22 protein-coding genes and 1 other annotated feature are annotated in these 24267 nt (G+C 49.6%); of the genes, 6 read left to right on the forward strand and 16 right to left on the reverse strand.

All coding sequences use genetic code 11. The features are described from left to right. Positions 1–290 precede the first annotated feature (290 nt). Positions 291–1355 (reverse strand): AAA family ATPase, encoded by a 1065-nt coding sequence (locus tag H8705_RS06150; protein ID WP_262394956.1) that lies wholly within the window; start codon positions 1353–1355, stop codon positions 291–293. Between the two features lie 150 nt (positions 1356–1505). On the opposite strand from H8705_RS06150, the gene H8705_RS06155 reads away from it, so the two are divergent. Next, complete coding sequence (locus H8705_RS06155) at positions 1506–2582, forward strand: DUF6076 domain-containing protein (protein WP_262394957.1); 1077 nt, start codon at positions 1506–1508, stop codon at positions 2580–2582. Between the two features lie 51 nt (positions 2583–2633). Here the strand turns inward: H8705_RS06155 and H8705_RS06160 are convergent, their stop codons facing one another. From H8705_RS06160 to H8705_RS06175, 4 genes are all read right to left on the reverse strand, one after another. Next, on the reverse strand, positions 2634–5303 hold the full coding sequence (locus tag H8705_RS06160; RefSeq protein ID WP_262394958.1) for an Ig-like domain-containing protein: 2670 nt from the start codon (positions 5301–5303) through the stop codon (positions 2634–2636). 24 nt (positions 5304–5327) lie between these two features. Then, positions 5328–5495: a hypothetical protein gene (locus H8705_RS06165; RefSeq protein WP_262394959.1), complete on the reverse strand. Its 168-nt coding sequence runs from the start codon at positions 5493–5495 to the stop codon at positions 5328–5330. Next, positions 5492–6109, reverse strand: coding sequence for a TetR/AcrR family transcriptional regulator (locus H8705_RS06170; RefSeq protein ID WP_262394960.1), 618 nt, complete (start codon positions 6107–6109; stop codon positions 5492–5494). Before H8705_RS06170 ends, H8705_RS06165 begins: the two co-directional genes overlap by 4 nt. 509 nt (positions 6110–6618) lie before the next feature. Continuing rightward, entirely contained in the window at positions 6619–7443 is an 825-nt protein-coding gene (locus tag H8705_RS06175; RefSeq protein WP_262394961.1) for a BtpA/SgcQ family protein, read from the reverse strand. 176 nt (positions 7444–7619) lie between these two features. After that, positions 7620–7872, forward strand: a binding site (T-box leader). A gap of 85 nt (positions 7873–7957) precedes the next feature. Here H8705_RS06175 and H8705_RS06180 point away from each other — a divergent pair. Beyond that, positions 7958–9337 carry a TrpB-like pyridoxal phosphate-dependent enzyme gene (locus tag H8705_RS06180; protein ID WP_262394962.1) on the forward strand — a complete coding sequence of 460 codons (1380 nt, stop codon included), beginning with the start codon at positions 7958–7960 and terminating at the stop codon, positions 9335–9337. Between the two features lie 77 nt (positions 9338–9414). On the opposite strand, the gene alsK is transcribed toward H8705_RS06180, so the two are convergent. The 8 genes from alsK to H8705_RS06220 form a co-directional block, all read right to left on the reverse strand. Beyond that, a complete protein-coding gene (gene alsK / locus H8705_RS06185; RefSeq protein WP_262394963.1) occupies positions 9415–10320 on the reverse strand; it encodes an allose kinase in 906 nt (301 codons plus the stop codon). Positions 10321–10349: 29 nt separating this feature from the next. Further along, positions 10350–11090: a DeoR/GlpR family DNA-binding transcription regulator gene (locus tag H8705_RS06190; RefSeq protein WP_262394964.1), complete on the reverse strand. Its 741-nt coding sequence runs from the start codon at positions 11088–11090 to the stop codon at positions 10350–10352. A gap of 94 nt (positions 11091–11184) precedes the next feature. Then, on the reverse strand, positions 11185–12108 hold the full coding sequence (locus tag H8705_RS06195; RefSeq protein WP_262394965.1) for a ribokinase: 924 nt from the start codon (positions 12106–12108) through the stop codon (positions 11185–11187). Between the two features lie 257 nt (positions 12109–12365). Next, complete coding sequence (locus H8705_RS06200; protein WP_392392075.1) at positions 12366–13358, reverse strand: ABC transporter permease; 993 nt, start codon at positions 13356–13358, stop codon at positions 12366–12368. Further along, positions 13339–14853 carry a sugar ABC transporter ATP-binding protein gene (locus H8705_RS06205; protein WP_262394966.1) on the reverse strand — a complete coding sequence of 505 codons (1515 nt, stop codon included), beginning with the start codon at positions 14851–14853 and terminating at the stop codon, positions 13339–13341. The genes H8705_RS06200 and H8705_RS06205 overlap by 20 nt, the downstream gene beginning before the upstream one ends. 75 nt (positions 14854–14928) lie before the next feature. Further along, positions 14929–16089, reverse strand: a complete 1161-nt coding sequence (locus H8705_RS06210; RefSeq protein ID WP_262394967.1) for a sugar ABC transporter substrate-binding protein — start codon at positions 16087–16089, stop codon at positions 14929–14931. Positions 16090–16127: 38 nt separating this feature from the next. Beyond that, positions 16128–17057: a sugar phosphate isomerase/epimerase family protein gene (locus H8705_RS06215; RefSeq protein WP_262394968.1), complete on the reverse strand. Its 930-nt coding sequence runs from the start codon at positions 17055–17057 to the stop codon at positions 16128–16130. A gap of 328 nt (positions 17058–17385) precedes the next feature. Then, on the reverse strand, positions 17386–17808 hold the full coding sequence (locus H8705_RS06220) for an Hsp20/alpha crystallin family protein (RefSeq protein ID WP_262394969.1): 423 nt from the start codon (positions 17806–17808) through the stop codon (positions 17386–17388). A gap of 460 nt (positions 17809–18268) precedes the next feature. Here H8705_RS06220 and H8705_RS06225 point away from each other — a divergent pair, with 460 nt between their 5' ends. After that, a complete protein-coding gene (locus H8705_RS06225) occupies positions 18269–18910 on the forward strand; it encodes an HAD family hydrolase (RefSeq protein ID WP_262394970.1) in 642 nt (213 codons plus the stop codon). Here H8705_RS06225 and H8705_RS06230 read toward each other — a convergent pair. Further along, positions 18907–19722: a histidinol-phosphatase HisJ family protein gene (locus H8705_RS06230; protein WP_262394971.1), complete on the reverse strand. Its 816-nt coding sequence runs from the start codon at positions 19720–19722 to the stop codon at positions 18907–18909. The genes H8705_RS06225 and H8705_RS06230 overlap by 4 nt on opposite strands. A 615-nt stretch (positions 19723–20337) precedes the next feature. Here H8705_RS06230 and H8705_RS06235 point away from each other — a divergent pair. Together H8705_RS06235 and H8705_RS06240 are read left to right on the forward strand one after the other, a co-directional pair. Further along, positions 20338–21168: a sugar phosphate isomerase/epimerase family protein gene (locus tag H8705_RS06235; RefSeq protein WP_262394972.1), complete on the forward strand. Its 831-nt coding sequence runs from the start codon at positions 20338–20340 to the stop codon at positions 21166–21168. Between the two features lie 15 nt (positions 21169–21183). Next, complete coding sequence (locus H8705_RS06240; protein WP_262394973.1) at positions 21184–22038, forward strand: sugar phosphate isomerase/epimerase family protein; 855 nt, start codon at positions 21184–21186, stop codon at positions 22036–22038. 73 nt (positions 22039–22111) lie between these two features. Here the strand turns inward: H8705_RS06240 and H8705_RS06245 are convergent, their stop codons facing one another. Both H8705_RS06245 and H8705_RS06250 read right to left on the reverse strand, forming a co-directional pair. Next, positions 22112–22459: a GIY-YIG nuclease family protein gene (locus tag H8705_RS06245; RefSeq protein WP_262394974.1), complete on the reverse strand. Its 348-nt coding sequence runs from the start codon at positions 22457–22459 to the stop codon at positions 22112–22114. A gap of 1 nt (position 22460) precedes the next feature. Next, on the reverse strand, positions 22461–22940 hold the full coding sequence (locus H8705_RS06250) for a DUF6530 family protein (RefSeq protein WP_262394975.1): 480 nt from the start codon (positions 22938–22940) through the stop codon (positions 22461–22463). Positions 22941–23337: 397 nt separating this feature from the next. Here H8705_RS06250 and H8705_RS06255 point away from each other — a divergent pair, with 397 nt between their 5' ends. Next, complete coding sequence (locus H8705_RS06255; RefSeq protein WP_262394976.1) at positions 23338–24228, forward strand: LysR family transcriptional regulator; 891 nt, start codon at positions 23338–23340, stop codon at positions 24226–24228. The last annotated feature ends 39 nt before the right edge of the window (positions 24229–24267 follow it).

Consider the following 24267-nt stretch of genomic DNA (forward strand, 5'->3'; position numbering starts at 1 on the left):
TTGATGTCGGAAGTGATGGCAAAAGGCTTTTGATGATGCCATATCCGTATTTCAAACCTTTTGCGGTAAAACCCCGTGTTTTAGCCGTTTCCCCGGTCCGCATCGCGGGCCGGTGTGAGGGGCGGTGATGCCACCGCTTTATCCTGCTCACATATCGACCAGCGCAAATTGCCCCAAACCGGCTGGAAATCCCCGGCTGCTCAACGCCCGGCACAAACCGGCCAAAGGGCTGCTACATCGCTTGGGAGGGTGTTTCCCCAGCCCGAGGTGCAGAGCGGGCACACAGGCCTTCACAGTGGCGTAGGCTGCGCCGGTGACAGGTGTGACGGCTGTGACAGCAAATCGGATACTGGCTCTGTCCCATTTTTCCCGTCACTCCCGTCACTGCTGTCACAGCGCAGGTGAAGAGAACGGCTCTCCCGGGTGCGGCTGGCTGTGATGTGAACCCCCAATTTGTCCAGTTCCCCAGTATACCGGGCCAGCTTTTTGGAGAGGACGCTGGGCTGTACCGGCTCCCCGGCATAACCCTCCCACAGCATTGCCAGCTCGGTGGCAGTGCCATCGAAGCTCTCAAGGCCCTTGAGAAATTCCGCCAGGCGGAGGACTTCCATCGAAACAGGTTCCTGTTTCTGCTCCTCCAGCGGCTCTGTCAGCAGCCAGCGGCAGTTCTGAAACTTCAGGTGCAGTTCCTGGTACTCCACATCCCGACCAACACAGTGGAGCGTCGCTTCCACACTGCTTCTTCCCTGTTTCAGGAGGACGAGGTTGGTGTCCGCTACTCCGCTGATACCTGTGGTACCGGAGATCCGGTTGAAGGGATCGTCATCCTGCATCTTGCGGATATGGTGGATGACCAGGATGGCGACCCGATATCGGTCCGCCAATGCTTTCAGCGAGGAGAGGTCCTGATAGTCGTTGGCATAAGGATTGGCGGCGGCGCTGGATACTCGCACCTTCTGCAGAGTATCGATGACTACCAGCACGGTGTCCCGGTGCATCTGGAGGAACGCTTCGATCTGCTCCTCCAGCCCTTTGCCGATATTGCCGGCCATGGTGGCGAAGTGCAGCGCGGCAGGCGCGTTCTCGGTGAGTTGAAACAGCCGGCCCTGGATGCGGGAGAGGCTGTCCTCCAGACAGAGATAGAGGACGGTCCCCCGGACGGTGGTCAAACCCCAGACCGGCTCCCCTTTCGCAACGCACAGGCAGAGCCAGAGGGCCAGCCAGCTTTTCCCCACCTTGGAGGCGCCTGCCAGGATGTGCAGCCCCTGGGGCAGCAGCCGCTCCACCACGAACTGGTTGGCGGGCAGTGGTGTGGAGAGCAGGGTATCGGCGTCTACGGTTTTCAGCTTCTGCATGAAATCACCTCTTTCGAGATCGTAACAGACAAATTGATTTTCGAGAGATTTCAGTGTAGCACCTTCCTTGACTTTTTACAATAGGGAATGTATCATCTTATCAGATACACTATATCAGGGCAGATAGATTCTCGATTAGGAGGGACACACATGGGCGTTTTGGGAAAGGATATCTTCGACCTGTCCCGGCCCCGGACCAGCACCAGAGTGCGGTTCGGGGAGGAGGGCTACTGGGTGGAGGATGTCCCGGAGATGCAGATATATGGCTCCATCCTCACCGAGATTCTGAACCTGGACCTTGCCCCTTTCCAGGCGGCGGTGGATGCCGTGGATCAGGTGATTGAGAAACAGGACAGGGATACCGCGCCCCGGGCGTTTATGGATCTCTGCGGGGCAGTGGGGACGCTGCCTCTCTACCGGCTGTACCGGGAGGATCTACGCTTCTTTAGCAAGATGCAGGTGGAGCGGTTTGTGGTGGGAGAGGCCCGGGATGCCTTTGGGGAATTTGTCCTGGAAGGGGATTCCCGGCTGCTGGAGTTTGCCCGGCGCACCCTGGTGGAGCTTGCCGATATCCAGGAGCGGTATGGATGGTTCCTGGGGCGGCTGTCCGAGGGGCCGGTGGTGGAAAAGAAAAAGGGCCAGAGGAAAGAACCTCTGGCCCAGCAAATGCTGGCGCGGCATTTGGAGCCCTATGTGAGTGGAGTGAGCCTGGGGGCGGACCTCAGGGTGGATGCCCCTCGAGTGGACATCCAGTATGAGGTGCTGGATCTTCCCGGGCAGGAGCCGGTGCTGGTGGAGAAGATCTCCTTTTCCCGGCTCCTGGACTTTGTGTATGTGGAGTGCATGCGGGGGATGCAGAAGGGGTTTGTGCCCAAGCGGTGCGCCAACTGCGGGCGGTGGTTTTTGCAGAGGCCTGGGGCAACCTTCGCCTACTGCGACGGTATCGCCCCAGGGGAGACGGAACGCACCTGCCGGGAGATCGGGGCCATTTCCAACTTCCGGGAGAAGGTGAAAAACAGCGAGATCTGGCAGCTCCACCAGCGGGCCTACAAGAAGTATTTCGCCCGAACGCGCAAGGGGACCATGAGCCGGGCGGAGTTTGAGATCTGGTCCCGGGAGGCGGAACAGCTCCGGGACAGAGCGCTGGAGGAATATGACCGGGAGAGGGACGCGGAGAAGAAGGATACCATTGTGCAGCGGTTGAAAGAACAGCTCAACCGTATCTGAACAGACAAGAGGCCCAGGGCGTTTGCCCTGGACCTTCGCTTTATGCTGGGATTATGCCTGTTTTTTCCGCTTCCAGAACCATACCCCGCCACCGGCTGCTGCCGCCAGCACTGCAACTACGCCCGCAATCCACAGGCCGCTTGTGCCGCTTTCCTCTGTGGTGCTGGTGGTGACTGTCTCCTCCGGCTCGTAGATACCGGGGAGGGTCTGCTCGACGCCTTCCTCGGCCAGCTCCGGCGTCTCGGCCAGGCCTCGCTGAGGGGCGGTGACCTCCGGCTCACCCGCCGGGGTGGTGACGGCCGGGGCCGTTACCTCCAGGATGCCGCCGGTCTCGGGATTGACCTTGTCCGGGTCAGCGACGGGTGCCTTCGGCTCTGCCTCAAAGGTCATGTCCTCCAGGTAGGAGAGGGGATAGTAAATGCGGTTTTGCTCGTTGAGGGCCGCTGCCGACGGGATGATGATGTCCTCCCCGCCGTTCCAGGTGATGTGCAGCGTCACGTTGTCGGTGTTCCGCAAAGCCTCCATCACCGACCAGGGCATCCGGTCATAGGTGCGGGCATTGGCCTTCACGGTGTCGCCCGGGTCAGCGTGCCGGATCTCATCCCGGACGTCCATCCAGAAGTCGTACTCTCTCTCCCGGTAGCTGGAACCGCCGGAGGAGCCGCCGCTGCTGGAATTGCGGTCAAAGACGGCCTTGACGGTCACATGTTCGGCGGGCATGGTAAACTGGTTGCCGCTGATGGTAGCGCCGCCGGAAACGATCTCCCACCGCTCAAAATGATAGCCGCTGTCGGGGTCGGCGGTCAGGGTAACGGTCGTTCCTGCCGGGGCGGTGGCCGGGGACGCGGACGCGGTGCCGTTGCCGTCCGTCTGCACCGTCACAGTGTACTGCACCGGATTCACGGTCACCGTGCAGGTATCCGTAAAGTCGCCGTCTGCCGTGGTGACGGTAATGGTGGCAGTGCCCGCATCCACGGCGGTGACCTTGCCGTCTGCGTCCACGGTGGCGACGCTTGTGTTGCTACTTTCCCACGTCACGTTTTTGTTGGTGGCATTGTCCGGCGTGATGGTAGCGGTGAGGGTTTCGCTTTCATTTACGTCAAGGGTCAAGCTGGTCTTGTCCAGCTTGACTTCCGTAACCTTGTAGACTACGCCGCTTTGAGGCACATTTCCTTTCAACTCGCCGCCGTTTACGGTCAGCGTTGTACCCTCCGGGATAGTCAGGCTCGCCCCGCTGGGAATATTCAGGCTCTCGCCCTCGCCGATGGTCAAATTCTCCTGCAATTCCACACTGCCGTACACGGTGCCTGCTTTACTGTCGGAAAGATCAAGACCAAAGACGATACCAACACTGCCATCAGTAGGGGATACCCCACTGAGATTCCCAATATATCCGGCGCCGATCCCACCCCCTCTTGCGTCCACGATGGCACTGTTGCTGATGGTTAAGGTCGTAGTATTAGGAACGGTACCACTGCCGCTAGAATCATATAGAATCCCTGGAGACCCGCTGGCAGTCAGGCTGCCGCCGTCCACAGTCAGAGAGGCGGTCGAACTTTCGCGGGATTGCACATTGACACCACGACTGGTCCCCGTTGCTTCAACCTTGGCGTTCTGGATAAACAAAGCGCCATTGCCGTTGTTGCTCTGAACCCAGATGCCAGTCTGACTGGCGCTGGCAGTCATACTGCCGCTGCCCGTGATGGTCAGGGTGGCTCCGCCAGTAGAATTGGTCAACACATAGATCCCCTTGCCGACCTCTGCGATTGTATTGGTGCCCTCCAACTGGATGGTCAACTCCGCAGCGCCGTTCTGATTGTGCACGCCAATGGCAGCGCCAGCGATAAAAGTGCTGGTATCCGTAGACACGCTCTCTTTAATTGTGGCGTTGTGCAAGGTCAGGGTATTGGTAGCTGTGTTGTAATGGATATAGTTATTTGACGGTTTGCCTTCCTCGTTGTATTGGGTGACATTTCCCGCACTGTCTGTTGTCCAGTAGCCAGCGGTAGATATTAGCACACCACCTACATAAAGCACCTGTCCGCTCGGCGCAGCCGCCAGCGCCGTGACGGGCAGCGCGTTGGACAGGGTGGCAGGCTGGGCTTCCAAGCCCTTGCAGGCGGTGGGCTCTGCGCCCTCGGCCCCGCACACCGGGCAATCCCCATTGATTTCTTCCCCGGTGCAGAGGGTTTCACAGATACATTCTTCCGGCTGTGCATCGGACGGAGCTGCCGTGTCCCCGCTGTCCTGGGCGTTGCAGACTTCACAGACAAAGGCGCAGGGGGTTCCCGCTGTGGCGGGAACATAGCCGCAAGCCTCGTCATGCTCATGCTTGCAGTCCAAAACCTCCGTGATACAACCGCTTTCCTCGCTGCATACATAGGTGCAGGCCGTCGGGTCGGCTTCCTCCGGCTGGGACGGGGTGGCGGTGTTCTCCGACACGCTCTGGGCCGGGCAGCACTCCGGGCTGTGTTCATGGACACACTCGGTCACAAGCTGGTAGCAGTCCTCGTCATGTTCATGGGCGCAGGGGATTTCCACTGTCCCCTCGGTGTAGCCGCAAGCCTCGTCATGGCTTGGGTGGTGTTCGCACAGGGCGCTTTGGGCCTGTGTGCTTGGCACCAGTGGCGTGCCGCTGTCCCCCTCGGCAAAGGCCACCATGGGCAGCGCGGACATCATCACACACAAGCTGGCAAGCACCGCAAAAAATCGCTTCTTCATGTCGTTTCCTCCTGTGTTCTGGCCTCACTGGTTGATCGCGCTTCCCCGGCGGAGTGCCATGGCCCCCAGCACTGCCCCAACCAAAAAGGCGGCTGCCGTCAGTCCGGCGGCGATCCACCGCAGACGTTTTTGTTGCTGCTTTGCCCGGACGCGCTCCTTTACCGCTGCGACGCGGGCCTCAGTTGTCATCATAGGGCGTTCCCTCCTGCTTTCCCGTTGGGGTTTTCCATGGGATTCTGCTGCTGTGCGCCCATAAACGCCCCCAGGGAGGTGCGGATGGCGCCCAGCTGCAGCTGTAAATACGCCTCGTCCTCAAACATGGCGTAGTGGACGCAGGCCCGGACAAAGACGTAGATCATACCCTGGATAAAGTCCGCCGGCATTCCCAGCTTGCCGGAGAGCAGCTGGGCGTACTGGTGATAGCGGACACTCACGCCCCGGAAAAATTCAATCCCGTGTTCCCGGTACCGGGGGCTGGCATAGACCTGGTACATAAAGCGGTATTTTTCCCCGTGGAGCTTTGCCGTGATGTAGGGCATCTCCCGCAGGAACCGCTCGATGTCCTTGAAGCTCCGGGGCGCCCGGGCCATGAAATCGTCCTCCACCTTGGCCATGCAGTGGGCGGTGGAGTCGATGACGATGTTGTCCTTGCTGCCAAAGTAGTAGAGCAAGTTGCCGTTGGTGACGCCGCAGGCCTCCGCCAACATTTTCAGGCTGGTCCGCTCCAGCCCGTTTTTGCAAAAGACCTCAAAGCAGGTCTCCAGAAAAGCGATCCGCCGCTCGGGGATGCCTTTTTCATTTGCCATAGGAACCCTCCCTTATACCTGATTGACCGAGCAGTGAATACATGGCAAAAAATTCGCGCCGCCTTCCGGACAACGCAAAAAGGCGTATCCCGCCCGTTTTCCACGGGCAGAATACGCCTTGGTTTTGATATTCCGTTTTTGGGCAGCAAAAGGGGCAGAGTTTAGCTTCTGCTCTGCTCTGCTCTGCTCTGCTCTGCTCTGCTCTGCTCTGCTCTGCTCTGCTCTGCTCTGCTAATTGTCCAACGGATCTGCATCTTTGTCAACCTCTGTGATGAAAAAAGGTTACCAAACTTTTGGCCGTTTTTTCGTCACCGGGACGGCGGCGAACTACACTTTTATTCTACTGGTTTCCGACCTGATTGTAAAGGGGAGAAGGGGGTGTTTTGGCGTGTCTTTCTCAAAAAACAAAGGCTCGGAGATGTGCTCCGAGCCTCTGTGCCGCTGTTCCGGTTGCCCATGGTTCACTTTTTGTACCTGTGAGGGAGCACCCGCAGGAGGCTTTTTTACTTTTAGGCGTCCTTATTTTCCGCACGGTATTCCCGCACTTTTTCCATAAATTCTTTTACCCGGGCCGGGTCCACATGATTTTTGAACTTGCCCTCAATTTTAAAAGCGGTACCAACGCAGGCCCCATCGGAAATCGCCAGTTTTTCCTTGATATTTTCCGCGCGGCATCCGGTATTGGCGAACACCGGCACCTGTCTGTCGATCGCATCCCGTACCTGGGTAATCCAGTCGGAATTGGCTTCGATTCCCGCATTGGCTCCGGAAATACAAAAAGCATCCGGTTCGCAGTTGAAGATGATCGCCTGGGCCTGGGCAGGCAGATTGGCAGGCACCAAATATTCATCTGATTCGTTATTTAAAAAGTACAGCATCCGCAGATTATCCAGCCCTAAACTCCATTTGCGGCGCAGAAGGGTGGCAATATCCGTATCCACGATGCCTCCGTCTCCCACATAGCCACCGGTATAAGTACCCCGGGTAAAGTTGGCCTCTACCGCTGCCGCAAGGTCTATAGTAGCCATAGGGTCCGCTTCACATTCCACCCCGAAAGGCACCTTAATCTCACTGCGCAGCTCCCCAATAATGCGTCCCATTGTGATGGGGACCACCATCTCCACATTGGACTGATAGGGCATGCTAAATTCGTTGGAAAATAATACTCCATCCACCCCGCCGTCCTGCAGGGCATGCAGGTCTTTGCGGGCTTCGTCTATCACCTGTTTGATTGGAGTTCCCCGTTTAAACTTAGGATCGCTGGGAAGCGCTCCCAGGTGCAGCAGGGCGATAATCGGTTTGTTGACCCCGAACATTTCTTTCCGCCATGACATTGACATCCACCTCCGTAAACTATGGTTATGTGTAAACCTATATTGGTATATAATACATACCACTTGTGTGTTTTAGTATATCACATATTATTTTCTTTGTCTATAGCAAAAAAAGTTCCCTGCGTCTATTGACAAATAAAAAAATAGCGCATATAATAGGGACAATTTCATAACAATGAAAACCGATGATTAAGAAGAGTAGGTACAGACCTTCACTTTCCAGAGAGCCGCGGGTTGGTGGAACGCGGCAGTGCAAGCTGTATTGAATGGACTTATGAGGGCAGGACGAACGGTTCGCCAAGTAGTGCCTGACGGGAACTCCGCCCGTTATAAAGGGAGCGTATATGATTGTATACGGAGCTTAAGTGGGCGTTTTATACGTCAATTTGGGTGGTACCGCAGAGGCTTTCTAAGGCTTTTGTCCCAGTAGTTTTACTGAGACAAAAGCCTTTTTTATTTGTCTAATCTAAATATCATAAACCGAAAACGCTATTATTTGAAAGGGGTCATTCATATGAAAAAAATTCCGCACAGACTGTACTTAACCGAAGAGCAGATGCCCAAACAATGGTATAACCTTCGCGCAGATATGAAAGAGCAGCCCGCGCCTATGATCAATCCGGCCACCATGCAGCCGGCCAAGGAGGAGGACCTGTATCCCGTATTCTGCCAGGCTCTTGCCCACCAGGAAATGGACGCTCAAACCCGTTTTGTTGACATCCCCCAGGAAATCCAGGAGATGTACAAAATCTACCGTCCCTCTCCTCTGATCCGGGCGTTCAATTTAGAAAAAGCTTTGGGCACTCCCGCGAAGATCTACTATAAATTTGAAGGCAACAACACTTCCGGCAGCCATAAGCTCAATTCAGCTATCGCCCAGGCCTATTATGCCAAAGAGCAAGGGATCACCTCCCTGACCACCGAAACCGGCGCGGGACAATGGGGTACCGCCCTTTCTGAGGCTTGCGCTTATTTTGGGCTGGATTTGACCGTATACATGGTAAAGGTCTCTTATCAGCAAAAACCTTACCGCAAAGCGGTGATGCAGACTTTCGGCGCCAATGTTATCGCAAGTCCCAGCGATACCACCAATGTAGGCCGGCAGATTTTACAAAACGATCCCAATACCGGCGGCAGCTTAGGCTGCGCTATCTCCGAAGCAGTGGAAAAAGCTGTTTCTACCCCCAACACCCGTTATGTATTGGGCAGCGTCCTGAACCAGGTGCTCCTTCATCAATCGATCATTGGTCTGGAGGCCAAGGCCGCTATGGACCTATTGGAGGAATACCCGGATATTGTCATCGGCTGTGCCGGCGGCGGCTCCAACCTGGGCGGTCTGATCGCTCCCTATATGCGGGATAAACTCACCGGTAAGGCAGACCCCCGCATTATCGCTGTAGAACCTGCTTCCTGTCCCTCCTTTACCCGCGGAAAATACGCCTATGATTTTTGTGATACCGGAAAGGTTACTCCCATGGCGAAAATGTATACCTTGGGATCTGGATTTATCCCTTCCGCCAACCATGCAGGCGGTCTGCGGTATCACGGTATGTCCCCCATCCTTTCCAAACTGTATCACGACGGCTATATGGAGGCGGTATCGGTGGAACAAACCAAGGTATTTGAGGCGGCCACCTATTTTGCCAAACACGAAACCATCCTTCCCGCGCCGGAAAGCGCTCATGCTATTCGTGCGGCCATGGATGAGGCCATCAAGTGCAAAGAAACCGGGGAAGAGAAAACAATCCTCTTCGGACTTACTGGCACAGGCTATTTTGATATGGCCGCTTATACCGCATTTATCGAAGGCAACATGAAGGATTATATCCCCACGGACGCTGACCTGCAGAGAGGCTTTGACGGTCTCCCGAAGATCCCTGGCATCCAGGAATAATCAGCAAAACAAACCACCCGGAACAGCGCTGCTGTTCCGGGTGGTCATTTATAATTAGGAGGGAATATGAAAAGACATTATAACTTGCGGAACCCTTCAATCGCCGCGCCGATAATTCCATTTTCAGGAGAGCGTTTGGAAAAATATAGACACAAATTGGCCGCGGGATAAGGTTTACGGGTATTCTGGAGGATATAATCGACCAGTTTTTCTTTTGGGAAGCCAGCCATCTGCACCAGGCCGCCGCCTAAAAATATTCCGTCCGGGTCCATTATATTGGCATAGGTCGCCACAGGCGCCGCCATATACCGGACAAACTCGTCCAGCACCTTGGCCTGCGCGTGAGTTTCGAATACTTCCCCGATGGGAGTCTCAGGGAAGTGTTTTTTGGTTAAGCGTTCAAACGCCTTCCCACAGGAAAACATCTCAATACAGCCTTTATTGCCGCAGCTGCAGGGTTCCTCGCTTAAGGGAATAGGCATATGCCCAATCTCACAAGCGGTGCCGTTCTTGCCATAATAGGCTTTCCCATCGATATACATAGCGTTTCCCAAACCGGTGCCGAAATAACAGCCAATCAAGGTGCCTTCATTTTTCATACCATGGGAATAAATATCATAAGACAATAAATAATACGCGTCATGCTCAATAATAACCGGGATATGTAAATAATCCGACATGGCTTTTACAATATCCACTCCATCCAGCCCGGGAAAGTTGGTGGAGGAATAAATTTTTCTTCTATCCCGGTCCACTACCGACGGAAAACCAGCCGCTACTATAGCAGGCATTCCTTCGCCAAAATGCTTCACGCAGTACGCTTTTACCTCTTTTGCGATGGCAACCGCGGTATTCTCCGATTGATACACCCCGGCAGAAGGGATTACTTCCACATCATGGGCGGTATACTCTCGGTCTACCCAACCCATACGCAGGTTGGTTCCGCCGATATCCATGCCGAGAACAATTTGATCTAACTGCATATTTTAAACCCTCATCTCTATGGAGTTGACTATTTCGCAACAATATACTGGGCATGTTCCTTCAGCAGACGGGTTTCCTTTTCCACAATAATGATACATTCGTTTATTTCAAACGCTTTACACATGGTCACTTTGCCATCCTTGGAACTGTCCGCTAATACATATACCTTTTTTGAATTGTTTTTTACAATCTTCTTTTTATTGGCTTCTTCGTAATCCGGGGTGTTGATCCCAGCTATCGGATCATAACCGGAGGCGCCTAAAAACGCCTTGTCAAAGAACATATCCCGCAGGGTGCTGTCAGTAATCGGGCCTACGATAGACGCAGTAGCCTTGTTTACCTCTCCTCCGATAACGGTACAGTCCACCTGGGTTCCTTCCAGTTCCGCCAAAAGCATGGTACTGGTAGTAACCAAGGTTATTTTTTTATCCCTTAAGTATTTTAGCATACGCAGGGTGGTTGTACCGGAATCGATATAAATCACTTCGCCGTCCTGCACCAAAGAAGCCGCGCATTTGGCGATCAGCTCTTTCTCCTTGATATTAATAATGCTTCTGGAGTTGACCGGGGTATCATAAGATCCTGTTTTCAGCTTCGCAGCTCCGCCCCTCAGAAGGACTACCTGACCTTCGTCATTCAGGGTCTTCAAATCACGACGGATGGTAGATTTGGATACCCCGTTAAGCGACTGGTAAAAATCGTCCAAATTTACTATTTCTTTTTTTTCAAATTCCTCCAGTATTCTTCTGCGTCTTTCATAAGGGATCACTGCAACCACACCCCGCTAATACTATTTAAAATAAACCTAATAAATAAAACTTTATACCAATTCTTTCTTTATGTCAATTTTTCTCAATATTTTCTTACATTTTTCCATTTAAATATGACTTTATTTGCTCCAATTTGGGCATGGAGTTCTGCGCTCCTACGCTACCGATAGTAACGGCGCTGCAGTGGGAGGCAAAATTTACGGAAGAGAAAAAGTCCAAGCCTTCCATCTGCCCTTTGGCAAACCCGCCTACAAAGCTGTCTCCTGCACCGGTGGTCTCCACTGCAACCGCATCCACCGCCGGGACAAAACGGGCTTCTTTCCCATCATGGACCACCGCCCCATGTTTCCCCAGAGTAAAAATACAGCGGCGGCCGGTTTTTCTGGCATACTCTTCGATAGCTGGCATCGCGTCCTTTGGGGTTTTAATGGTGCGCCCGGTGTAAAAACCGGCTTCCACTTCATTGGCAATAAACGTATCGCACGCCTTGATACTCTCAAAGCTGATCTGCTCTGCCGGAGCCGCGTTGAGCAGCACCTGACATCCATGAGCATTGGCTTTCTTTATAATATATTCCACTACCGGCACCGGAATCTCCAGCTGAAGAATAACGATTTTCGCTTGATCAAACAGATGCTCCACCTGATCGATATCCTCACAGGTAATGGCGTAATTTGCTCCTCTTACGATTGTGGCGAACACACTGCCGTCCTTCATAGAATTTACTACAGCAAATCCACTGGTCCCTTCCACAACTTTCACATAGGTGGTATCCACCTCATACTCGCGCAGGCCATCCACCAAAAACTTTCCCATATAGTCGTCTCCCACTGCGCCGACCATATAAGTTTTCATCCCCAGTTTCGCGCACTGCACCGCTTGGTTGGCGCCTTTGCCGCCGCAGCAGACACTGGCGCTGTCCACCGGCATAGTCTCCCCCATCTGGGGCATTGCCGGGAGTTTAAAAATATTGTCATAATTCAGGCTTCCGATAACTACCACAGAATTTCTGTTCATTCTATTTATCCTGCCTTTACCCAACATACTCGCTTTGAAAGAAAGCGGCAATCTGACTATTCAAATTGCCGCTTGTCTACATTTATAAAAATCGCTGCAAAACAATTCTTTTACTTCCGGACTGTATCCGGACATGGCTTCTCTTTCCTGAAAAGCCATACTGCATCCTTTGCAGCCTGCGCTTCAAAGCGCAGAACGTTTTCCCGCCAGCGGCGGGGGCAAATCTTCTGTTTGCCCGGCGCGGTTATAGAACACTCTTATTTTTCCGCAGCCGCAGCAGCTTTTTCTTGTTTCTTATAAATCATTGCAGAGAGTTTATCCTGAATAGTCTCAAAGTAAGCGGCAATTACGATGATAATACCGGTAACAACAAACTGCCAGAAGGACTGAACCCCGATTACGATCATACCGATCTTCAGAGCCGCCAGCAGCAAAGCACCCAACATAGTGCCCAAGATAGTACCTTTACCGCCGGCCATCCTGGTGCCGCCTACGGCCGCCGCCGCGATAGCATCCAGCTCATAGCCTTCACCGGAAGCAGGCTCGCCGGTACCCAGGTTTGCCAGCATGATCATGCCCGCGAAAGCAGCGCACGCGCCGCAGATGCTGTAGCCGATGATCTTGGTTTTATCTACGTTAACACCTGAAAGTTTGGCCGCTTCCTCATTGCCGCCCACGGCGTACAGGTAGTTGCCGAAACGGGTTTTGCTAAGTACAATATGAGTTACAATAGCGATAGCAAACAGCACTAAAATAGAGTTAGGCACATCACCGAACAGCTTGGTGGTAAACACATGACGATAGTTGTCCGGGATGCCCAGCACCGGCCAGCCGCCGGTGAATACATAGGCAAGGCCGCGGTATACGCTCATGGTACCCAAAGTAGCGATAAACGGCTGCAGGTTCATTTTGGTGATCAAAATACCGTTAATGGAACCCATGATGGCGCCTAAAATACCGCCCAATACGATGGCTACCAGAGGAGGTACGCCCACTACCGTCAGCTGGCCCACCGCCACAATAACAATGGCGAAGGTACAGCCGATGGAAAGGTCGATACCGCCGGAGATGATAGCGAAGGTGATACCGATGGCCAAAATGCCGTTGATCGTACCTTGTTTGATAATATCCACCATGTTTCCTGGGGTCAGGTAAACAGGGTCGAGAATGGAAAATACAATAATCAGAAGAATCAGCGCCGCTAATACCGCTAGCTCACGGCTCATTCCCTTAAGCTTGGATTTCAGCATCTTTTTTGCCTCCCATTGCATAGTTTAATATGGTTTCTTCACTAAACTCATCAGGCAGCAGCTCTGCGGTCTTGCGGCCTTCGCACATTACAATGATACGGTCGCTGATGCCCATAATCTCCGGAAGCTCGGAGGATATTACGATAACCGATTTTCCGCTGGCTACGATATCTTCCATCAGACGATAGATTTCCGCTTTTGCTGCTACGTCTACGCCCTTGGTAGGCTCGTCAAAGATCAAAATATTGGCGTTGGTGCTTAGCCATTTGGCCAAGATGACCTTCTGCTGATTTCCGCCGGACATGTTCTGAGTCTGGAAATCAGGGATTTTCGGATTGATATTTAGTTCCTTCATGAAGTGTTCGCAATTTTTTAGCTTCATATCATTGGAAACCATCCCCATTTTCAGGAACTTCTCCAGGCAGGACAGGGCGATATTATCGGTATTGGTAGTATAGCGGATAAAGCCCTGGGTTTTTCTTTCCTCCGGCAGAAGCCCGATCCCATGACGCAGAGCGTCCTGGGTGTTTCTGATATGTACATGCTTTCCGCCCATATAGATGTGTCCGGAAGATTTTTTATCCGCGCCAAAGATCGTGCGCATTACATCGGTTCTGCCCGATCCAACCAAGCCGGCAAAGCCTAAAATTTCGCCTTTTTTCAGTTCAAAGTTAATATCATAGAAGACTTTGTTACGAGTAAGATGTTTTACCTCCAGGACGGTTTCCTCCTGCACGCGGCTCTCCTGCATACGGGAAGCTACCGCGTTAACATTGCGTCCTACCATGTTTCTTATCAGCTCGTCACGATCAGTCTTATCAATTTCTAAAGTTGTGATACATTCTCCATCCCTGAGAATGGTTGCCCGGTCGCAGATCTGGAAGATCTCCTCCAAGCGGTGGCTTACATAAATAACCGTCATTCCGTTGGCTTTCAGCTCGCGGATAATTTTAAACAACGCATCCGTTTCTTTGGTGGTCAAAGAAGCGGTCGGCTCATCCAAAGAAATTACATTAGAATTGTGGAACAGCGCCTTGGCAATAGCAACCATCTGCATTTCGCCCGCGCTTAAAAACGCTGCGGAATCCTCCGCTTTAAAACGGCAGTTTAGCCGCTGCAAAATATTGTTCACCGTGTCGTTAAGGTTTTTATAATCTACAAAACACCCTTTTTTTGGCTCATATCCCAGAGTGATATTCTGCCCAACTGTCAGATCCTTGACCACATTGGTTTCCTGATGTACCTTTGAGATTTTTCCATTTACAATAGCATCGTACGGATTTTTAAAATGCACCTTTTCCCCGTTCAGGTACACATCTCCCTCATAATCGGTATACAGACCATGCAGTATATTCAGCAATGTACTTTTTCCAGCGCCGTTTTCACCAAGAAGGGCGTGAACCTCTCCTTCCTGGATAGCGAAGTTTACATTATTGAGTACACGTACGCCAGGGAAGTTTTTGGAGATATTCTTAAATTCTACAGCATTTTTCATAGTAAATATCATCCTTCTTAGGGTAAAAGGGGCAGACGAAGCTGCCCCTTTTTTAGTTTATAGGCGCTTACTTAATTATTCAGCGTATTCAGTAGGAACCCAGTTGATGATCTCAGCAGCCGGTGTATCTACGTTGGTGCTGTCGATCAGAGCTTGCGGAGTCCAGATAACTCTAGGAAGTTCCTGGCCAGCCATCAGACGCAGGGTGCATTCAGTAGCGATCTGCGCTTTGTAGAACGGGAAGGAGTCGATAGTAGCATCCAGTTTGCCAGCGCGGATGGAGTCATATGCTTCACCGATACCGTCAACGCCTACTACTAAGATATCTTTGCCAGAAGCTTCTACCGCTTCCACTACGCCCAGAGCCATACCGTCGTTGTTACAGAAGATCGCTTTCAGGTCAGGGAAGTTTTTGATCCAGGTGTCAGCCAGTTCTTTGGCTTTATTTCTATCCCAGTCAGCGTTCTGTTCTGCAACTACAGTGATTCCAGGAGCATTTTCCGCCATCCAGCTTTTGAAGCCTTCGGTTCTCTGACGAGCCGCAAACGCTTTAGGCATACCGATTACTACGGCAACTTCGCCTTCGCCGCCCAGTTTGTTGGAGATCCATTCCGCAGCCAGTTCACCGTTCTGGATTGCTTTCGGACCTACAAAGTTCGGAGCATTTTTAATCAAGCCGTCGTTTACGTTTACGCAAGGAATGTTTTTCTCAAGAGCACTTTCAACACCAGGTACCAAGTTACCATCGGAGATAGGAGAGAGCATCAGGGCAGAGTACTGTTTGTTGATCATATTGTTTACAATCGCCAGCTGGCCCTGCTCGTCGTTTTCGTCCTGAGCAGCCTGTACATCGATAGTGATGTTAACTCCAGCTTCCGCAGCTTTCGCCTGGGCTTCTTCGTAACCTTCTTTTAAGGTTCTCCAGTATTCGTTCTGGAACTGTTTGGCAACCGCGCCAAGGGTTGTGCCATCAGCCGGCTTCGGAACCGGACCAAACTGGGCGCGTACGTCTTCGATCATAATACCAGCTTCATTATCCGGATTAAATTCGCCGTCGTCAGCAGGAGCTTCGTCTTCAGCCGGAGCCGCATCGTCGGCAGGAGCCGCATCGTCAGCCGGAGCTGCATCAGAGGCAGGTGCGTCGGTGGAAGGGGTCTGAGCAGCGTCATTGCCGCCGCAAGCTGCGAAGGACAATACCATAACTGCTGCTAATACCAAAGCTAATAGTTTTTTCATACTTTCTTCTCCTTTGCTTGATTGGTTTTCTCCAAATTTTATTTAAGCATTTCAAGGATCAGCCCTTGAGAGGCCACTCCATCCTGCTTAGCAACAACTTCAGCAATCTTATCCATACCGATCTTATCTACAGTTTGAGAAAGACGATTAAACATTTCAATGTTCATTTCAATCTCTTTCTGCGCGTCCTCTCGGAAGGGGAAGGAGTCAAAGAATACTACGCCGTCATAGTTGTATTTTTTCAAATAGTATACAAATTCCAGCGCCTGGGGAGTATTGACCGAGCCAAAAATCAGCCCGCTGTCCATTACCCGATATCCATCATTCATATGCAGTCCAAAGAGTTTTCCGTTTCTAGCCGCCAGCGCCAGGGAATAAGCGGGACTTTCATTTTTCATAAGCATGTGGCAGAAATCCAAAGTTACGCCCACATTGGGACGGTTGATTTCCTGGAGAGCCAGAAGGGTAAGACCGATACCATCAATCATAGAAAAAGCTCTTGGTTCAAAAGGCTTGTATTCAATGCTTACTTTGATGCCTTTTTCGTTGGCATAATCCGCCACTTCCTGGTAAGCTTTGATGGTCGCGTTCCATTTTTCTTCATAGTCTATCTGGAAGGCATAGTCAAATCCGTCAAAGCCCAGCCATACGGTGAGGACTTCTCCATGAAGCTGTACGCACGCGTCCACGGCGTCTTTGCACAGCTGTACGGCATCCCGGCAGATATCCTGGTTCGGATTGGTAAATTCCCCTGCCACAAAATGATTTTTAAACCGGGTGGCAACTCCATTTACCTTCATATCCCCGATACAATCTATAAGCTTTTGCATGTCATTGGGAGCGATATGTTCCGGGTAGTTAAATTCCAAATGGGTAATGCCTTTCATATTCCGGTATTTCTCAATGGTCTGGAATATGTCTACATCGCCTTTATGTATAAAGGAATTCATTCTTCCAGCAAATTTCATCTGCTTCAAATCCTTTCCTGTGTTATACCTGAAATTATAATCTTAATTTCAAAACTGTCAATAATTTTTCAGAAATTTTCATTTTATTCTAAATTTTTTTATCCCGATTTGTGTAAAACTACGGGGAAAATTTTAATATTCCCCTTATAAATGACAAGTTTACAGGCAAAAAACCAAATTTTCGTTACTTCCCCACCTTTTCAGGTTGAGAATACCAGTGTAATTTTGATAAAATTTGAAACGATATGGAATTTTCTACAAAAAAATCACCCCCGATGGAATATTTCCATCGGGGGCGATTTAGAAAGGAAGCTACGATTGCAAAGCTCTATTTTATTTCGATTTTCTGAGGTTTCTTTTCTTCTTCCCCACGTTTCGGGAGTTCCAGTTCCAAAACCCCGTTATCATATTTGGCTTCAATGGCATCCGCTTTGATAGCGGAAATATCAAAGTTTCTGGCAAACGAACCGTATCTGCGTTCCCGGCGAATGTAGCTGTGCTTTTTGTCCTCCGTTTCCTCTTTATGCTCCGCATGGATCGTCAGGCAGTCTCCATCGATATCCACATGGATATCTTCTTTATTAAAGCCCGGCAGTTCCGCCTGAAGGACATATTTATCGCCTTTATCTAGAATATCTGTACGGAAAGCAGTCAAAGAACTCCCCATATCTCCGAAAAAGTTTTTCTCAAAATCGTCAAAGTAATTAAACAGGCTGTTTTGCCTGCGTTCAAAAGGCATCAAATCAAACATAAAACAAATCCTCCTAAATATCGTTTTTTAAATTATAAATTATAAGTTAAGCCATTCGCTCACAGTATGTGTTGATTGCGCATCCCATGGCAATCACCCCTTTCAAGTGTTCCAGCAATTTTCCGGATTTCTTTTTTGATGTCTTTATTATAACCGGGATGTATTACAAATCAATAGATAAAATATTTCTAATTTATTAATTATTAGCACTCTATATATTTAAGTGCTAATAATATTTGTTGACACCCTCTCCTTCCCATGGTAGAATAATATCAGATTTGCGAAGGGCCTATGGCAGCCGAAAAAGCCGGATGTGCTCAGCCCTCAAAACTTGCCGCTTAACGCCGTCACAGAACCAATCTCCGTTCGTTTTTAATGAAACTGTATTATGAATACCCAGCCGGATATTAAAAAGCGGCAGAAAACTGAAAAAGGATATTTTTTTACAAAAGGAGAAGTTATGACTGACTTTAAAGCAGCTATTTTCGATATGGACGGCACTCTGCTTGACTCCATGTGGGTATGGCTGGAGGTGGATCGGAAGTTTCTAGAGGGAAGAGGCCTTCCCATGGATGAGGAATACACCCACGCCATCCAAAAGATGGACTTTGCTGAAGCGGCGGAATTTACCATTCGCCGGTACGGTTTTACTGATACGCCGGAAATGCTGATCCAGCAGTGGAATAAGATGGCCGTATACGAATATGAACATGCAATTTTCTTAAAGCCCTTCGCGCGGGAATATCTCACCCTTCTGCGGGAAAAGGGGATAAAGCTGGCTATTGCTACCGCCTCTCCCAAAGAGCTGTATGAGCCGGCGTTGTTGCATAACGGCATCTACGATTGGTTCGATGTGATTGTTACAGTGGCGCAGGCCGGCCGGGGAAAGCGGTTTCCCGATATTTATCTTCTTGCCGCCCAGAAGCTGAACATCCCGCCAAAGGAATGCGCAGTATTCGAGGACATCTTGCCGGGAGTGGAAAGCGCCAAGGCGGCAGGGATGCGTTCCATCGGCGTATACGATCCAAGTTCCGAAAAAGATCTGGCGGCAATAGAAAAAGCCGCGGACCTTTTTGTCCGCGGCTTTGATCAGCTGCTTTAAACAATCGAGTAAAAAGAACACTTGCGCCCGTGAAAGGTGGCTAGCTGGGTAAATCCCGCTGCCAGCGCTATTTCGCGGGCGTTTTCCAATCCTGCGGCCACATCTCTGGCATAATGAGAATCGCTGCCTATGGTTAGAATTTCTCCGCCGCACTCCCGGTACAGCCGTACAATTTCCAGACTGGGAAACGCTTCTTTCACATCTTGTCTTAAACCAGAAGTATTTATTTCTATTCCTTTTCCTCTTTGTATAATAATTTTGAAGATTTCGGTCAATTCTTCCCGATAATCCATAAAATTTATGGAAAGCCCTACCCGAGCAGTATACCGCTTCATCAAGTCCACATGACCCATGCAGTCAAACTGTCCTACCTGCGCCAGCCGGGATAGCTGCTGCAAATTATAGCGAGCGAGGGAATCCAGGCTGTCCGGATAATACTCCGTTTCCGCCAAATCGACGTTATGCAGTTTGTGCAGGGAGCCAATCCGGTAGTCAAAGGGATACCGTCCCAAAATAGTTTCCGCATACTCCGGATCAATTTGTCCCTGTCCCGCTTCCACGCCGGACAAAATACGCAGTTTCCCTTCAAACAGTCCCCGGCAGCGCTCTATTTCCCTGAAATATTCATCAAAAAAAACCTCTTCGTCCTCCCGGTACCCGGTGAAGTCGTGGTCATAAAATTCAAAATGGTCTGTAAATACAATCTCTTTCAGCCCATGTTCCACAGCGGAACGGCACATCTCCTCCATTGTTGTGTGGGCGTCCGCAGAAAATTGGCTGTGCATATGATAATCGGTGATAACTTTCCCCATTATTTCTCCCTCATTTTCCATTGTGTTACAAAGTTATTGTAATCTTTTTCTAACTTCCTGTAAATAGTATTATGCAAATTTGCTAATTTTTTCTCTTTTATACCTAATCCTTTCCTGGATTTCCTGTAAATTTAAGCGAATATAACATATAACCTCCCCCTATTTTCAGGCCAAATTTTCTTCTTCTTTTCTCATTCCAAACAATGAGGCGAAAATTTGTCCGATCTTGCGAAACGTAAGTTTTTTCCTGGGTTTTTCTATTGTATTTTTCAACACATATCTTATTTTGATTTTAGAGATAGTCACCAAACTTTTTTACTGGTACACTTATTTTTGCTGCTCAAATTAACTGGTTCGTTTTTTATCTCAACTTGTATATTTATACTGAAAACTCCAAAACATCCCCCTTAAATGCGGGTTTTATTCGCCTCTTGCGAAGGGAGAAACGTATATATCTACAAAAGAAATGTTAAATTTGGATAAAAATTGGGGGATATCTCTATCCATTGACAAGGATTTTTACCAATGGTATCATTTAATCAACAATTGGTGGAATTTAAGATCACCCATATCCTTTTAGGTGATCGACTTAAAAAATCCAAAGGGGGTCTATCCGTGTCAAAATTATTACCATCCCAGCTTGCAACGACAAACTCGCTTTTCACCCACTGGACATTAAAATACTTTATGGACAATATGGTGAAACTGGGTGTTGAAAATGTCGATTTCTGGTGCGGTCATCCGCATTTCTGGTTTAACGACGCACCTGTTTCCCAAGCCAAAAATATCAAAAAGGAATTTGACGCCCGCGGGCTGAAAATTATCTCCCTGATACCGGAACAGAACAACCATGATATCAATATCGCTTCGGAAAATGAATATTTCCGCGCCAGAAGCATTGACATCATGACCTTCTTTATTGACGCCGCCAATGAAATGGGCGTTGATAAATTGGTTCTTTTCCCTGGTAAATGCTTTATCGACCACCCCCACAGCATGGGTTGGAAACTCTCCCGGGATTCCATTGCCAAACTTACCGCTCACGCAGAAAAACGGGGCGTTACCCTGCTGTTTGAAAATCAGGACTGGAAGAAATCTTCTCTTGTCCTCAACAAAGACGCACAAAAACGAATGCTGGATGAAATCAATTCCCCGAACCTAAAGGCAGTGGTAGATACGGATCCTGTAGTCTGCGCCAACGAAACCTTAGAACAATACTTTGAAACTTTGGGGAAAGACAATATCCGTCATATCCATTTGAGCAACGAAGGATACCTCCCGTGGGACGAAGAGGCCTGCGACGCGTTGGACGCTCATCTCGACGCCCTGCGCAAATATGATTATAACGGCTATATCACCATCGAAATTGCCGACGAAGAGTGCAGATGGGATCCGGTTCCCCTGTATGCCAGCAGTCTCGACCTGGTGAAGAAACATTTAGGTTAAGGGAGGGTTACTGATATGAAAAAACTGAAATTTGACCAGTTCGGCGTTATGACAGTTCATTTCGTCCAGTATTCCTGGGAATACACGTTGGATTCGATTGCTGGAAACGGTTTTAAAAATGTAGATTTCTGGGGCGGGGCTCCCCATTACTGCGAAGCTATGCGTTCTGAAAAGGATCGTTTCGCTTATATCCGGAAAATGCGCAAAGCAATGGAAGACCGCGGCCTGAAAATGTCTATGTTTACCCCGGAGCAGATGTGCTTGTATCCGGTCAATATCGCGGCGAAGGAGGATTATATCCGGGAAAGAAGCGTCAAAACCATGATGGGTTATCTGGAGGATACTATCGAATTCGGCGCTCCGGCAATGTTTTTGCTGGCCGGTTGGGGATATCAGGATGAACCGGTGGAAGAAGCTTGGGACCGTTCGGTAGAATCCCTGCATAAGATCGCCCGCCGCGCGGAAGAGTTAGGCGTAAACATTGTCATGGAACAGCTTCAGCCATATGAATCCATTATTACATACAACAGCGAAACCCTCTGCAAAATTTTTGAAGCTATTAACTCTCCCAGACTGTCCGGCTGTGTTGATTGTATCGCTATGGCGGCCGGCGGCGAAACTGTAGAGGATTATTATAAGAAGTTTGGCAATATCGTTCACGCCCATCTGGCGGATGGTTTCCCCACAGGCCATTTGTGCCCGGGCGACGGCGAAAATCCGCTGCATGATTATCTGCAGTCCTTTGCCAATCATGACTATAAAGGCTCGATCACGATGGAGATTAACAACGAAGTTTACTTCCAGGATCCGGACGCTTCTGTTGTAAAAGCCCGTAAATTCCTTGAAAACTGTCCGGTAGTTGAGTTCTAGTTTTAAAAGCTGTCTATAAAGGGAAGGCGCCTGGGAGCTTAAGCTCCCAGGCGCCTTCCCTTTTTTTGCCCTTTTATAGTTTGGATGCTCCCGTTTTTTCCAGCCACAGTTCCAGCAGAACTTTTAAATCTTCCCGAAACTCTTCCCGAGTCTGGGTTTCTTTCATCTCTATTTCTTCCATCACCTGAAAAACAAACGCCTTAGCTCCATATTCTTTCCACTGTTTTTGCAGGCGCATAAACACACAGCTGTCGGTCATCACGGAAAATTGGAACCGATTTTCACAGGCCTTTAAGTCAAAATCCGCCCCCATCCAAACTTCCCCGGTGGCAGTATTGGCAATAGAAAATACACCGCCGGTAGTTTTTCGGTCCTTATATTCCTGAAGGATTTCTTTTCTGCGCGGACTCTTCTCCCCCATCTCAATACCCCATTTCCTTTAAAATCCGGGAGAGTACCGCAAGGCGTTCCCCCAGAAGCTCGTCATCATCGCTGAGCGCCTGGGAAAAAAGCTTAATATCCTCATCAATCATGGGATTATCCGTACATACGGACACATCCATCGCATCCCCCTGCAGCCCGATCCGGTCGATGTCCGCATGTTGGGGATCGTAAAATTTTTCATACCGGTAAGCCTCGCGGAAATACAGCTTTGCCCGACAGATTAAAATCGCCAGGTCAATTGCCCGGTGCAGTGGAAGCTCCTCCGACTGGCGCGACCACTTCTCCCCAGTGTATCTCCAAACCTTGGCGGAGATATCCACCTTTCCCCGGTCGTTCCACTGGGCGAGCCCCAAAGACAGCCCCTTCGCGTCGCTGTGATACGCGCTGCGGCCGTCTACATTTTCATAATTTTCCGATACGATCACCGGTTTATGTTTTAGGGTGGTTGGAATTTTCATAAAATCGCCTCGTATTTACTAAATTAGTAATTTACTAAATTACTAATCGCATTATACATCAGCTTTGCTCCCCTGTCAAGAAAAACACCCTGACGAAATTAACAGGATGTTCTTAACGGAGAAATATCGAATAGGATAGCAAAGCAGCCACTCATAAAAATGGAGGTTGTTTTTATAAACCGGAAAAGCTGTCTTGATCAGAAAAATGCAGTGAGACTTTTTACGTTTTGCCGCATTTTAATTTATACAAAGATGAAATATTCCAACACTATTAAGCCGAGCGATGTTCCGCAAACCCCTAACAGAGAAACGAAGTCCCCTATAAGATATTGCCTATCCAGCATAAATACGATACAATATGCTTATAAAGCATATTGTAGATAAAAGGAGGCTGTATATGGAAATCCGAGTTCTTCGTTATTTTCTGACCGTAGTGCGGGAAGAAAGCATTACAAAAGCCGCTGAGGTGCTTCATATTACACAGCCGACTTTAAGCAGACAATTGTCGCAAATGGAAGAGGAAGTAGGGGTAAAACTGTTTAACCGCGGTACGCGAAAAATCGCACTGACAAACGAAGGCATTTTACTGCGCCGCCGTGCCGAGGAAATCTTGCAGCTTGTGGATAAAACAGAAAAGGAACTCATGGAACAGGAAGAGCAGATTGAGGGTAAAATCACAATCGGCTGCGGTGAGATTGCCTCTGTTCAACTGCTTCCTGAGCTATTCAAATCCTTTCATAATAAATACCCCAGAGTCACTTTTGATATTTTCACAGCCACTGCAGACGTTGTAAAGGAGCAGATGGACAAGGGACTTATAGATATTGGACTGCTGCTAGAGCCGATTGATATTGAAAAATACGATTTTGTACGGCTGCAGATGAAAGAAAAATGGGTAGTCGTCATGCGTCCGGATGATCCGATGGCACACAAAGAATCCGTTACCGCAAAAGACTTGTCAGAGGTTCCCTTAATTCTTCCCCGCCGACTGAAAATACAGAGTGAGCTTGCAAGCTGGTTCGGGAATTATTTTGAGAATCTTAATGTGCTGTTCACCAGTAATTTAAGTACCAACGCCTCTATTATGGTAAATCAGGGGTTAGCTTATTCTTTGATAGTCGAAGGTGCTATGCCGTTTTGTGATAAGTCTAAAATTGTGTGCAGACCGTTATCCCCGGAACTGTCAGCAACCAGTGTGCTGGCATGGAAGCGTGGGCAGCCGTTCAGTCCTGCAACGACAAAATTTATTGAACAGATACAATGCCTTTTAGGTATGGCTAAGGCATAAAAACTAAGTATTTGATATGGTTCTGTAGTTTACTTATAA

It is taken from the genome of Youxingia wuxianensis (assembly GCF_014385085.1).
GTDB classification, from domain to species: domain Bacteria; phylum Bacillota; class Clostridia; order Oscillospirales; family Ruminococcaceae; genus Youxingia; species Youxingia wuxianensis.